The following is a 12853-nucleotide window of genomic DNA, read 5'->3' as shown; positions in this document are numbered from 1 at the left end:
AAAGAGCGCGTAATGCGCTCTTTTGGTGTTTACTTCAGAAAGTCAGTACTCGAATCTACACATCAATTAAAATTACTTTTAATGTGCTGTTGGAAAACCATGAAATACCCACTGAATCAGATATAAAATCAGAAAAATTAAAATCACTAGACATAAAATTTCTAGTCGTTTCATTCAATTCGCTTCTTAGCCTTGTCTTCTAGCAACATATAAATTAAATCAAGCTCAGGACAGACATATCCCATTGCGGTTAAAGCCGCGGTAATTTGCCCACGATGATGAGTTGCATGATTGAACACATGCATTAGGGTTGCAGCATAGGGTAAGTGCATCTCCACGCCAGTTGATGTTTTATAGTGCAGCTCTTGATGAAAAACTTTCTCATCCACCTGATTTAAAAAATAAATCCAGTTTTCAGCCTTCTTTTCAAGTTGCTCAACAAGCTGTGTTCTGTTGGTTTCCACAATACTATCTAATGGCAAAATTGGTGAGTGGTGCAAAGCAAAACGTGGAAACCACAAATGATGCTCACCGACCAACAAGTGATTCAGAGTGCCAAAAATACTTTTAAAATATAAGCCCTGATCCAAGAAAAAATCATCATCTGAAACCAATAGCAAAGTCTGATTTAGTTTTTGAGTTGCCCAAAGATTATAGCGGGCAAGTAACTCAAACGTTTTTAAATCCATTTAAAATTATCCTATTTGAGTTTTATTATGAAAATTGAATCAAAAGTTCAAACTATATTAAGATAAAAGATATATTTTTAATCATTTAAAGCGAATTTGTAGATTTAAAGACAGATACAATTTATTGTCCTTTAGAAATAATTGACCAAAATCATGCTTGGTTTTACTTGCCATCTCAAACTTTGTATTATTGTATAAATACTCTTCAAATTCATGGCGATGATACAGATGATAGCAAATGATCTCGTCATCTTCTTTAATTACTAAATATCCACCTGTAGAATCAATTTCGTTACTTGTCCAAACTGTACCAGGCATCATTCCAATTGCTATTTCACACAATAATTTTTTAATTTTAAACTGATAAAAAGGATGCTGATGTTCAAAAGAATATTTCATTGGATTTTCATAAGAAATTTCATTAAAAATATCTTTAACTGAATTAAGAGTTGATGTGTAATATTTAAATATAGCTTCTGCCATAATTTTTGGTAGTAAACTATCCAACAAAATTAAATTATTCTCAAATACAGCATTATTTAAATGGGAAAATTTAATATCGGCTCCCAACATTTTTAAATGTGCTATACGAGATTTAATAATTGGTTGTGGCAATGCAAGCTGATTAAAATCTTCAATCTCTTTTTCGGTTAGGCAAATATTTTTTATTTCAAAAATAAAATTTGTTGTCTTTCCTGCATTTAACAATGTGGATGGTTTACCTAATTTTGACTTTATGCTAAATCCCAATTCAGGCATTGTTCCAATTTTTGCATCATAAATTACGATTCTAATATCACTTTTCGCACTAGATTTTGCTTTAATCTTATTTGATTGGTATCTGGATATAAAGTTTTCCACATCTGGAATAGTAAATGATGCCGTTTGCTTTTTCTGTAATTCTGCCAGCAAAAACTGAGTAATATCTCTGAGTTCCTGTAATGGTATCTGAAAAACATCTTCGCCCCGCAAAATCTCTACTATACCCTCTGATTTATGCGGTACATAAGTGAATAAATGATGATGTTCTTGACGTAAAATTCTAATTACAGGATAAATTAAATTATTTATTTTATTTAAGTTTTCATCACCCGCACTTAACTCCCCATCACATAGTAATTTAAAAAGGGCATAGAGTTCACTCCATTCCCCCTTATTTGCTGTAATCATACTCACCAATCTTCAATGCTTTTAATATTTCTTTTGCAGTTGCCTGTATCGCTGGAATAGCAACAGAATTTCCAAATTGTTTATAGGCTGAGGCATCTGAAACCACGATTTTGAAATGATCTGGAAACCCCTGCAACCGTGCCCATTCTCTTGGCGTCATTTTCCGAATACCTTTCCGATTTACCTCTCCTTTAATTCTAGTAGTTGGAGTAAAGTCTGTAATTCTATGATCTATAACTAAATTACGCTCTCTCCCCATTCCACCTACAACTATGGCATTGGCAATTGCGTGATCTGGAATAATAGCGTAACCAAAACCATTTCCTTTATTTTCATGTCGAGCTTTATGCTTTTCCAAGGTATCTAAATACTGTGTAGATAAGTAATATTTAGTAGGTACAACCTGAGTTTCCTTTATATCGGCAAAACAGGTTTTTTTATTTAATGGTTGTGGATAAGAGAAATTTTGAATTCCAGTATCTTTATGGAAGCCTACAATAAAAATTCGCTCTCTATTTTGGGGAACACCAAAATCTTTAGCATTTATAATTTGAGGCTCAGCAACGTAGTAACCTAAATCATCTCTTAATGTTTTTAAAATAGTTTTAAGTGTATTTCCCTTATCATGACTAATTAAGCCTTTAACATTTTCTAAAAAGAAAGCTTTAGGTTGTTTCCGTTTTATAATATCCGCAACGTCAAAAAATAGCGTACCGCGTGTATCTTCAAATCCAGATCTTTTACCTGCAATTGAAAAAGCCTGACAAGGGAAGCCTCCACATAAAATATCGAAATGATCAGGTATCGCATTTTTAGTAGACTCTAAAGTGATATCACCATAAGGCGTTTCACCAAAATTGACGGAATATGTTTTTTGGGCATATAGGTCTATTTCTGATGAAAATACGCACTCGCCACCAAGATTTTGTAACGCTAGCCGAAATCCACCAATTCCTGCGAATAGGTCAATAAATTTAAATTTACTTGGGTATTCTGGATAAAAAGGGATTGATTCAAAGAGGGAAAGGTTTTCCTCTTTGTTTACCACTAATTCACCATGAGCCTTTAAAACTTTTGGACTAGTAGAGTTCATCTCAAACCTTCAAGGCGATACAATAACAAAGCCATTACAATAACAAAATTTACCTTAAATAGCATGCAGTGCAAGACACAAGCTGTCGCTCTAGCACAATATTCGATAAGCGTTAGGACAGATGCCTGAGCTGAACTCAAATCACAAAAACGCTTCCAACACCGAATTTAAAAACACATGCCCTTGCGCAGTACATGCCAATCGCTTCGGATCATCCTGCAACAATTGCCGCTGACGCAATGTATTTAAAATATCCTGCAAATCATCCAAGTTTAAACCTGTGCGGGCAGTATACAAGTTTGCCTCAACCCCATCATTCAGGCGCAGTGCATTCATCATAAATTCAAATGGCAACTCATCGGCTGCAATTGCTTTAAACTGCAAGTTTTCCGCAGGTACTTTGGCTAAGTAATCTTTCGGCAAACGGGTTTTTTGGAAGCGATACACACCATCATGCAAAGTCACTTTGCCATGCGCCCCCGCACCTATCGCCAAATAATCGCCAAACTGCCAATAATTTAAATTATGTGCAGACGGCAACTCTTTACGCCATGCAGACACTTCATAATTCACAAAACCTTGCGCAGTTAAATAGGCTTCACCCTGCGCTTGAATTTCTTCCAAGACATCATCTACAGGTAAAATTGGCTGAGTGCGGAAAAAAACAGTATTAGGCTCAATAGTCAATTGATACCATGAAATATGCGTTGCACCATGTTCCACTGCCAGTTTTAAATCCTGCAGTGCTTGCTGCAAAGTCTGTTCAGGCAAGCCATGCATTAAATCGACATTAATTCGCTGAAAGCCCGCTTCACGCGCCAAGCCAATTGCGGCAATCGCATCATCATTAGAATGAATACGCCCTAATTTTTTTAAATGCTCAGTATTAAAACTCTGCACGCCAATCGACAAACGGTTAATGCCTGCAGCCAAATAATCTGCAAAGGGATCATGCTCCACTGTTCCCGGATTAGCTTCCAACGTAATTTCGCAGTCATCTTCAAAAGCTAGCACGGCTTTCAGCTGTGTAAATAACCATTGATACCCCTGTGCTGAAATTAGCGAAGGTGTGCCACCGCCAATAAAAACACTGTGAATTTTCCGCCCCTGCGCAAACTGAGTCTGGGTTTTAAAATCTTCCAGCAAAGCCTGTAGATATTCCTGTTCTAAATCTAAACTCAACTTACCGTCAGGCACAGCATGTGAATTAAAATCACAATACGGACACTTACGCACGCACCACGGCATGTGAATATATAAAGATAAAGGAATATCAATGGGTTGAAGTGGATTCAAAGACAGACTCAATGCAAAATCAAAACAGTGATACAGATTTTAACATGACTACAGCAGGACACTGATGTATTCCCTAGAATTTGCTTTAGACTAGAATCTGTTTAATAAGAAAAAATGTGAAAATGATGAAGATATCCAGCCAATTACTCTTAATTTTGCCACTGGCGATGGGCATCGGGATTGCAATGGCATTTCAAACTGCAATCAACAGCCAATTGCGTGAATATTTATATTCTCCGCTACAAGCTGCCCTTTTCTCTTTTTTCGTTGGTACAATAGTTTTAGCCATACTGGTATTTTTTCAACAAGTCGAGAAACCCAACCTCAGCACCTTGCTCAACATTCCTTGGTATTTATGGATTGGCGGATGTCTAGGGGTTTATGCCATCAGCATGAGTATTTATAGTGCTCCAAAACTAAGTTTACTCACTTTATCTGGGGTGATTATTTTTGGACAAATGGTCACATCAATGCTGATTGATCATTTTGGGTTCTTGGGCACTGAAAAAGTCAGTATCAATTGGCAACGTCTTTTAGGTAGCGTGGTGATTTTTATTGGTGTGCTTCTCACTTTACAACGCTAATACCCAAACGCTAAGCACCTCATGCATTGAGATTTTTTGTGTCAAATATACATTCTGTGACCACGACCCGTTTTGAATTAAAACAGCTTTTTCAACTGATGATTCCAATTTTGGTCACACAATTTGCGCAAGCAGGTTTAGGTCTGATTGATACCATTATGGCAGGTCACATGTCTGCCACCGACTTAGCTGCTATTGCTGTTGGGGTCGGTTTGTGGATGCCCATTATGCTGCTGTTCAGTGGCATTATGATTGCTACCACACCCTTAGTCGCCGAGGCTAAAGGCGCGCGTACCCCAGAAAAAATTGCAACCATCGCCCGTCAGTCTTTATGGATTGCGTTTATTTTAGGTGTGATTGCAGGGCTGATTTTACAGCTCATGCCTGCACTATTGCCATTATTTGGTGTGCCTGAAAATTTACAGCCCAAAGCAGGCTTATTTTTACATGCCATTGGTTTTGGGATGCCTGCCGTGACCATGTATGCTGCCTTGCGCGGTTATTCGGAAGCACTGGGCTATCCACGCCCTGTGACTGTAATTAGTCTGTTGGCATTGGTTTTATTGGTTCCGCTGAACTTTATGTTTATGTATGGCTGGGGGCCTCTGCCTGAACTGGGCAGTGCGGGTTGCGGTTTTGCCACCGCCATTTTGCAATGGTTAATGTTTATAAGTTTGGCATTTTATATTTTTAAAAGTCGCGCCTATCAAAGCACGCAGGTATTTAGCCAATGGGAAGCGATTGATGCGGTCTGGATTAAACGTATTTTGCTGTTAGGACTGCCCATTGGTTTAGCCATTTTCTTTGAAGTGAGTATTTTTAGTACTGCCGCCATTGTAATCAGTCCTTTGGGAGAAACCAAACTGGCAGCCCATCAAATTGCCATGTCAGTCACATCTCAGTTATTTATGATTCCCATGTCTTTGGCAATTGCCCTGACCATTCGTATTGGCACATATTATGGCGAACAAAATATTCACGCCATGCGTAAAGTACAAGGCTTAGGCTTTGCAACTGCAACTGTATTTGCCTTTTCTACAATGACGCTGATGTGGTTTTTCCGTCCTGAAATCATTTCAATTTACACCCGCGACCCGCAAGTGGCGCAAGTGACGATGTCTCTATTATTATTTGCGATTGCCTATCAACTCATGGATGCATGGCAAATTAGCGCAGCAGGTTGTTTGCGTGGCATGCAAGACACTCAGGGCCCAATGTGGATTACCATGCTTGCTTATTGGGTTGTGGCTTTCCCCATTGGCGTGTATTTAACTCGTTACAGCAGTATGGGCGCTGCAGGGGTTTGGGTCGGGCTGATTGTCGGTTTAAGCATTGCCTGTGTGTTACTTCTGACCCGTTTATATTTCAACAATCAACGACTGGAACGCCAATTTACAGCATAAACCTCAGCCTACTCACCTACATGCCAAAATACGTTTTGGCACGTGGGTCTTGTGATCAAAAAATACTTTAACAATTAAAAGTAGGCATTTTGCTCACGAACACTTATGATCAAAAGATAGTAAAGATGATCTTGAGGAACATCGCATGGCAAAAACGGCGCGTACACCTGGTCGTCGCTTTATGAAACTTGCGAGCATGACAGCAAGTATTGCAACCAAAACGGTATCGAACTCGATTAAAAACCGCACCGCAGATGAAGAACAAAAAAATGCGGCACGCAGCCAATTGTTTCAGGATATTGGTATCCAAATTGCTGATACCTTAGGCGAAATGAAAGGTGCGGTGATGAAAGTCGGGCAAATTGCCTCGCAATATAAAGATATTTTTCCGCCTGAAGTTGCCAAAGCCATCAGTAAATTACAGCGCCAAGCACCTGCCATGCCTTTTGCTGAAATTAAGGCACAAGTTGAAAAAGAACTTGGTAAACCGCTCGACAAAATTTTTAAACACTTTGATGAAACTCCGTTTGCAGCCGCATCTATTGGGCAAGTGCATAAAGCCATTTTACCCAATGGCGAGCAAGTGGTGGTCAAAGTGCAATATCCTGGGGTCGATGAAGCCTGCGAAAGTGACCTGAAACAAGTCCGTTTGGCACTGCGTTTAATGGGTGTACTTAAAATAGACCGTAAATTACAAGACCGTCTATTTCAGGAAATTCAGGAAAGTTTAGACAATGAGCTGAACTACCAGATTGAGGCACAAAACCTAGAAGTAGCGCGTACCTTTCACGCGGCTTTGGATGATAAAATTATTATCCCACAAGTGTTTAAAGACTATTCTTCGCGGCATATTCTCACCTTAAGTTTGGAACAAGGTGAAAATATAGAAACGGCAAGCACATGGTCACAGCGTACCCGCAACACTTTGGGACGACGTTTATTGCGTGCCATGGGTCAAGAAATCTTTTATTTAAAACGCTTTCATTGCGACCCGCATCCGGGCAACTTTGCGTTCCGCCAAGATGGTTCTGTGGTGATTTATGATTACGGCGGCGTCAAAACTCTATCGAATGATGTAGTGCATCATTTTCGACAACTGATTCATGCTGCGCGTGCGCAAGATATTGCCGAAATTGAACAGCATCTAGATGCACTGCAGGCAATTTCTGCATTGGGTAAATTCCCTGAAGATTTATATTTGCAATGGTTAGAAGTGCTGATGCGTCCGCTAACCACACATTATGATTTTGCTGAAAATTCTGCCCATCATGATGGCGTTGAGTTGGTCAAAAGTTCATTGAAATATTGGGATGTGTTTAAGCCTTCTCCCGATACCTTAATGGTGAATCGAACTGTTTCAGGGCATTATTGGAATTTAATTCATTTAAAAGTACATGATAATTTAAATGATATTTTTGAGGAGTTGGTTCCACCGCGAGCTTAGACTCAACTTTGGACTCAGCAAAGGATGCTGAAAATAAAGCCCAATCTGTTTTATGCTCCGTAACTAAAATTATAATCCAGACAAAAAATCCTCCCAAATGTAGGAGGATTTTTTGTTATCTAAACCGATTCATTCAAGTTGAAACGATGAAATTCAAATTATTGAATTTCAAGGTGTTTGATTAAGCATTCCAGATCATCGGCAGACAGTTGTCCAATATAAGTGAGTTGTGTTTTTTGGATAGGCAGCTGATATGTTTGTACTGTATCAATCCACGATGGCTTTTTTAAACCAGCCTGTTGCCAGTTTTTAATTTCCACATATTTGCTTTTAATAAAAGCAGACTTATTTTCGTACTGACTACTTAAACGGAATACAACATAGTCGGTGTCCGTTTGGCGAATATACAACACAGGTCTGGTCTTACCCTCGGCAATATCTGTAAAGCCAACATAAGCCCAATAGAGTTGTTGGGTCATTAGTAGCCGCCATCATCTTCTAAAAAAGCAGCAGTATCCGCAGCGCTAGACACTTTTACACTAGGAACATTATGGCTCATCGCGATTAATCTTGCTGTATTCAAATCCTCGTCACTCACTTGAGTCGTGACAGGTATTTTTCCAGTTCGTGCAATTTCAGCGTAAACCATGCTCATTACAGTGGCAGGCGTCAGACCAACTTTTGTCATAATGTATTCTGCCGATTCCATAATTGCCTGATCAACCGTGTATTGAACCCGTTTTTTTACCAATGTTGTCATCATCTACTCCATACATACCACTGAATGCCATTTTATGCCTTAAAATGGCATGGGTCAAACTTGTTCTTACGATGCCTTTTCACTTCCAATAGAAAAAATTATTTAATCTGTGCAGACACTATTCCCTCAATGACAGCCCTTATACAACAGGTTTAAAAAGGGATTGGATAATTTTTGATGTAAAACTCACTAGAAAGAATGCATGTGGGTTTTATTTGCCAAATTAATTGTTATGTTATAACATTTCACAAATTACACACTTAGTTTGGAGAAATCTCATGCGCCCGAATATCCACCCAGAATATCGTGAAGTTTTATTCCACGACACCAACGCCAATGCCTATTTTGTGATTGGCAGCACCTTGCAAAGCAGCCAAAGTAAAGAATATGAAGGCAAGGTATATCCTTATGTGACTTTGGATATTTCAAGCGCATCGCATCCGTTCTACACAGGTGAACAACGTCAAACCAGTAATGAAGGACGTGTCGCGAGCTTCAACAAACGCTTTGCACGTTTCAAACGCTAAGCTTGAGTTTTATTGCAAAATCTCACAATCACTTCATATTCAGTTAAGTTTTCTGTTTTATATTTTAAACATAGCAAGATTGCTCATCGAAACGATGGGATATCCTCTATCTTCAAAGCCCAAGCACTCTCCTCCAGCTTGGGCTTCTTTTTATTTATAATTTTTATCTAATGGATTTTTCTACTCAACGATTGATTTGGTACAGACCCTAATCTAATGTTTTAAAAACTGTTGAATCACATAAAAACCCAATCCCAGCAACATCACTCCCAAAACCACACTGGAAAGCGCATAACTAAACGCCATACCTTGCTGTCCATGTCTTAAGAGTTGCCAAGTTTCCAAACTAAAACTGGAAAAAGTGGTAAAGCCACCTAAAATACCTACCATCAGTAATAAGCGGGCTTCCTGCTGCAACACAGGATATTTCTGACTCAATGCAAAAAATACACCTGCCAAAAAGCAGCCAAACAGATTGACCGACCACGTTGCCCATGGAAAATGCTGTGCCGATTTAAATAAATACAGGCTTGCGGCATAACGTAAACTTGCGCCAATTGCACCGCCCATTGCTACCAAAAGCCAATTCATTGTGTTTTGAATCCTAATGAAAAAAAGTGAGATGAATGAACCATCACCGCACAATTAAAACCTGATCACACTATACAAGAATCATGATTTTAAATGCGAATGTACACTCAAAAAACACATAGACTTTGCCATAAAAATTGCGCTAGTCTGCATGTTATTTTTAGGCGCAATGGAGGACAGGATGGCTCAGGAATTATTGGCGCAACTTGAAGCAGGCACTGCAATATTTACCGATGTGCTCTCATTTATTGAAGCACGTTACACCTACACGCCAACTGCTTTCAAAAATGGGCAACAGCTCAACGCCGCCAATGAAAATCAGGGCAGTGCCAAAATATTTTCATTTGCGAAACTCAATGGCTTAGATCAGGCGCAAACCCTCAGCCTATTTGCAGAACATTATGCTTCAGTACTTGCAACACCTGATGGAACTGATCATCAAAATATCCGCCAGTTTATGCAGCACGGTTGGGATGGCGTTCAGTTTGAAACGCTAGCCCTCAGCGCCAAATAAAAACAACTTTAACCAAGCAAAAACCGCATGAAAGTTAAACCTAATCATGCGGTTTTTTATTAGGGATGTGTACGTTTCACGTGGAGCAATACTCAAGCTGTTTACCGTGTATGAGATACAGTTTCGGCAAGTATCTACAATTCAAACTCTAAACTAAACATCACACTCAGCTTTTGACTTTTTCAATCCACTGAATCGAACTAACGCGAAATACTTCACAAGCACCATCCCCCGTATCGGTTGGTGTGAGAGATGATGTCCAAACCAAGTCCTGATCTTTCACCTCAACCAACTCACCTTTTAAACGCACCAAATCACCACGTTTTACTTTTTGAATGTCTTTGGCAATTTTTGGGTTGGCAGGAATGATATGCATATTAGACACCATTTGCATGGCTTGTTCTGCAGGCACAGGTAAACGGTCTATTTTCCAGTTTAAATAGCGGTCATATTGATTGACGGTAATATGACGGGCAATTTCAGGCTCAGCAAATAAACCCCAACTCACCGCATAATCAATCGGAGAAAATTTGGCTTGGGCATCATCCTGATAGGTTTTTGAACCCAAAATTCGAAAATCACCCTTAAAAGGTTGCAACACTTCAATCGACTGACCTTTCACGACAGGAGGCAAGCCTTTGGCAATATTACGCTCGACCGCAGCATAGACGGAACATGGCAAAGCCAGAGTCAGTAACAATGCCGTGAGTTTTAGCGAAATATGCGTGTTCATCTTAAAATCTGCCTATTAAATTCATCTATCTATATTTATCTTAATCACAGATCATGAATACAATAGTTGAAATTGGTAACAAAATGCAGTCATTGGCTCATTCTGACATGGCAAAAACCCTGTAATTTCAGCTAAGCTTATCGGCATAAAAATCAATAATTAGATCTGCACATGCTCTATAAATTTTATCAAAAACATATTTTCCCGCACTTGCTGAATCAGGTCATGCAAACTCCATCCTTAATGGATTTACGACGTGAGCTTTTATTGGGCGTATCGGGCGAGGTTTTGGAAATTGGCTTTGGTACGGGTTTAAATTTACCTTTTTATCAAGGTGTAGATACCGTGTATGCCTTAGAATCCAATGCAGCAATTTTCCAATTGGCGCAGGAACGAATTGATGCAGCACCGTTCGTGGTTGAGCAGATCACCGCAAGTGCAGAACAACTGCCTTTTGCAAATAATCAATTACAGCATGTGGTATCCACTTGGACGTTGTGCAGTATTCCAGACCTAGAACAAAGCTTGCGAGAGATTTATCGTGTCTTACAACCGGGCGGCACTTTGCACCTCGTAGAACACGTTTTAAATCGACAAAACTTAAATATTCAGCGTTTGCAACATCTGCTCACACCAATTCAAAAGAAAGTTGCAGATGGCTGTCACTTAAACCGTGACATTGAAATTGCCCTACTCGAAACTGGTTTTGAATTGGGTGAAGTCCAATATATTGATATTGCAGGCATTCCAAGTCTTGCACAGCGCATGTTATTGGCGCGAGTACATAAACCTCTTTAATCACAATCCTCAAAATCAATCCGAATGGTTTCAAAACGCAGTCTGCCCTGCTGAATGGCCTGCGCAATTGCTTGCTGACCTTTGGTCAAACGTGCGCCACCACTTTTAATATCAATCAGGACAATTGCAATATCTTCGGCATGCCCATTGCCATCCCGATAATCGGTATAGCCATCAAACACGATATAATCAACAGGATCACCTAAAAATTTGGCATCGCTCGGTAAATACTGAAATTCGGGCATAATCGGTGCTAATTGCTCTGCCATTTTGCCTTTCAACACCGCACGACTGGTATTTACACTGCGCTTTTGTGCCTGCAATAACGCCTGCTGATGTGCCAATTCAATTTCTGCAATATATTGTTCATACTCGGCTTTAATCCGTCCATTGCGGCTATTGCTTAAAATTAAGGTGGTCAGCACCACGCCTATACAGGCACCTATCAGCATCGCCATCCAGATTGACATAAAACCTTCCTAAACCTTTTTTGCAGAACTCGATACGACTTTTGTCAACTGTCATATTCCGAGCACAAAACAATGATATGCTAGGGATGAGCAGATTAAAATCGATTCGAGGGTCATGAAAACTATATTAATTGCCAACCAAAAAGGTGGCTGTGGAAAAACCATTACGGCTATTAGTTTAGCATCTGCGCTTGCACAAAAAGGCTATAAAGTTGCTTTGGCGGATGCCGACAATCAAAAATCTGCGCTGCAATGGTTAAAACAACGACCAGAAACAGCCGCTCCAATTCAAAGTTTAGATTGGCGTCATGAAAAGTCGATTGGCGATGCACCCAAAAACATTGAATATTTAATTATTGATGCACCTGGTGCGTTATCGGGTGAGCATGCCGAGCAGCTGATTAGCGAAGCACATGCCATTATCACACCTCTACAGCCTTCATTTTTTGACATTGACTCCACCCGTCGCTTTTTAAAGCATTTACAAGATATTAAGCGGATTCGCAAAGGCAAGGTACAAATTTTATTGCTGGCCAACCGTGTTAAACCAAACTCTGCCAGTTCTAAAGATATTCAGGATTTTTTCCAGAAAATTGAACAACAACCTGTGGCTTGGATTTCAGAACGTGCCGCTTACGGACAATTGGCCATGCAGGGTCTCAGTATTTTTGATAAAACCCAAAAATCTTATTTACAGATGCAAAACCAATGGCAACCTGTATTAAACACCATTGTAGATGACCCTGCTCAATGGTTTTAAAGCCTAGAATCGCCACCGTTT

The 12853-nt window shown here is 39.6% G+C and carries 16 protein-coding genes; 7 read left to right on the top strand and 9 right to left on the bottom strand.

Going from position 1 to position 12853, the window contains the following annotated elements:
• Nucleotides 1-170: 170 nt before the first annotated feature.
• The 4 genes from FTU35_RS04860 to hemW form a co-directional block, all read right to left on the bottom strand.
• Nucleotides 171-689 (bottom strand): DinB family protein, encoded by a 519-nt coding sequence (locus tag FTU35_RS04860; RefSeq protein WP_179994101.1) that lies wholly within the window; start codon nucleotides 687-689, stop codon nucleotides 171-173.
• A gap of 81 nt (nucleotides 690-770) precedes the next feature.
• Nucleotides 771-1859: an HpaII family restriction endonuclease gene (locus tag FTU35_RS04855; protein WP_180064550.1), complete on the bottom strand. Its 1089-nt coding sequence runs from the start codon at nucleotides 1857-1859 to the stop codon at nucleotides 771-773.
• A complete protein-coding gene (locus FTU35_RS04850) occupies nucleotides 1843-2952 on the bottom strand; it encodes a DNA cytosine methyltransferase (protein WP_004974609.1) in 1110 nt (369 codons plus the stop codon). The genes FTU35_RS04855 and FTU35_RS04850 overlap by 17 nt, the downstream gene beginning before the upstream one ends.
• Before the next feature lie 141 nt (nucleotides 2953-3093).
• On the bottom strand, nucleotides 3094-4248 hold the full coding sequence (hemW, locus tag FTU35_RS04845) for a radical SAM family heme chaperone HemW (RefSeq protein WP_131260602.1): 1155 nt from the start codon (nucleotides 4246-4248) through the stop codon (nucleotides 3094-3096).
• Between the two features lie 122 nt (nucleotides 4249-4370).
• Between hemW and FTU35_RS04840 the strand changes: the two genes are divergently transcribed.
• From FTU35_RS04840 to FTU35_RS04830, 3 genes are all read left to right on the top strand, one after another.
• On the top strand, nucleotides 4371-4832 hold the full coding sequence (locus FTU35_RS04840; protein ID WP_180064549.1) for a DMT family transporter: 462 nt from the start codon (nucleotides 4371-4373) through the stop codon (nucleotides 4830-4832).
• A 38-nt stretch (nucleotides 4833-4870) separates the two neighbouring features.
• A complete protein-coding gene (locus FTU35_RS04835) occupies nucleotides 4871-6235 on the top strand; it encodes an MATE family efflux transporter (RefSeq protein WP_131260604.1) in 1365 nt (454 codons plus the stop codon).
• A 145-nt stretch (nucleotides 6236-6380) separates the two neighbouring features.
• Nucleotides 6381-7679: an AarF/ABC1/UbiB kinase family protein gene (locus FTU35_RS04830; protein WP_180064548.1), complete on the top strand. Its 1299-nt coding sequence runs from the start codon at nucleotides 6381-6383 to the stop codon at nucleotides 7677-7679.
• Between the two features lie 158 nt (nucleotides 7680-7837).
• On the opposite strand, the gene FTU35_RS04825 is transcribed toward FTU35_RS04830, so the two are convergent.
• A complete protein-coding gene (locus tag FTU35_RS04825; RefSeq protein ID WP_131260605.1) occupies nucleotides 7838-8158 on the bottom strand; it encodes a type II toxin-antitoxin system PemK/MazF family toxin in 321 nt (106 codons plus the stop codon).
• Entirely contained in the window at nucleotides 8158-8439 is a 282-nt protein-coding gene (locus tag FTU35_RS04820; protein ID WP_136144463.1) for a type II toxin-antitoxin system RelB/DinJ family antitoxin, read from the bottom strand. Before FTU35_RS04820 ends, FTU35_RS04825 begins: the two co-directional genes overlap by 1 nt.
• A 278-nt stretch (nucleotides 8440-8717) precedes the next feature.
• Here FTU35_RS04820 and FTU35_RS04815 point away from each other — a divergent pair, with 278 nt between their 5' ends.
• Nucleotides 8718-8966, top strand: a complete 249-nt coding sequence (locus tag FTU35_RS04815; protein WP_004974599.1) for a type B 50S ribosomal protein L31 — start codon at nucleotides 8718-8720, stop codon at nucleotides 8964-8966.
• Nucleotides 8967-9179: 213 nt separating this feature from the next.
• On the opposite strand, the gene crcB is transcribed toward FTU35_RS04815, so the two are convergent.
• Complete coding sequence (crcB, locus tag FTU35_RS04810; RefSeq protein WP_131260607.1) at nucleotides 9180-9557, bottom strand: fluoride efflux transporter CrcB; 378 nt, start codon at nucleotides 9555-9557, stop codon at nucleotides 9180-9182.
• Nucleotides 9558-9738: 181 nt separating this feature from the next.
• Between crcB and FTU35_RS04805 the strand changes: the two genes are divergently transcribed.
• Nucleotides 9739-10071 (top strand): HopJ type III effector protein, encoded by a 333-nt coding sequence (locus FTU35_RS04805; RefSeq protein WP_179989056.1) that lies wholly within the window; start codon nucleotides 9739-9741, stop codon nucleotides 10069-10071.
• A gap of 166 nt (nucleotides 10072-10237) precedes the next feature.
• Here FTU35_RS04805 and FTU35_RS04800 read toward each other — a convergent pair whose 3' ends face one another.
• Nucleotides 10238-10804 carry a hypothetical protein gene (locus FTU35_RS04800; protein WP_179991508.1) on the bottom strand — a complete coding sequence of 189 codons (567 nt, stop codon included), beginning with the start codon at nucleotides 10802-10804 and terminating at the stop codon, nucleotides 10238-10240.
• A gap of 171 nt (nucleotides 10805-10975) precedes the next feature.
• Between FTU35_RS04800 and FTU35_RS04795 the strand changes: the two genes are divergently transcribed.
• Nucleotides 10976-11602: a class I SAM-dependent methyltransferase gene (locus FTU35_RS04795; protein WP_179991507.1), complete on the top strand. Its 627-nt coding sequence runs from the start codon at nucleotides 10976-10978 to the stop codon at nucleotides 11600-11602.
• On the opposite strand, the gene FTU35_RS04790 is transcribed toward FTU35_RS04795, so the two are convergent.
• On the bottom strand, nucleotides 11599-12072 hold the full coding sequence (locus FTU35_RS04790) for a Holliday junction resolvase-like protein (protein ID WP_180064547.1): 474 nt from the start codon (nucleotides 12070-12072) through the stop codon (nucleotides 11599-11601). The two genes, FTU35_RS04795 and FTU35_RS04790, sit on opposite strands and share 4 nt — an antisense overlap.
• A 115-nt stretch (nucleotides 12073-12187) precedes the next feature.
• On the opposite strand from FTU35_RS04790, the gene FTU35_RS04785 reads away from it, so the two are divergent.
• Nucleotides 12188-12832, top strand: a complete 645-nt coding sequence (locus FTU35_RS04785; RefSeq protein ID WP_180043375.1) for a ParA family protein — start codon at nucleotides 12188-12190, stop codon at nucleotides 12830-12832.
• Nucleotides 12833-12853 lie beyond the last annotated feature (21 nt).

Origin of the sequence: Acinetobacter sp. YH12095 (assembly GCF_013419245.1) — a bacterium.
Classification (GTDB): Bacteria; Pseudomonadota; Gammaproteobacteria; order Pseudomonadales; family Moraxellaceae; genus Acinetobacter; species Acinetobacter towneri.
This window is presented reverse-complemented; position numbering and strand designations above follow the sequence as displayed.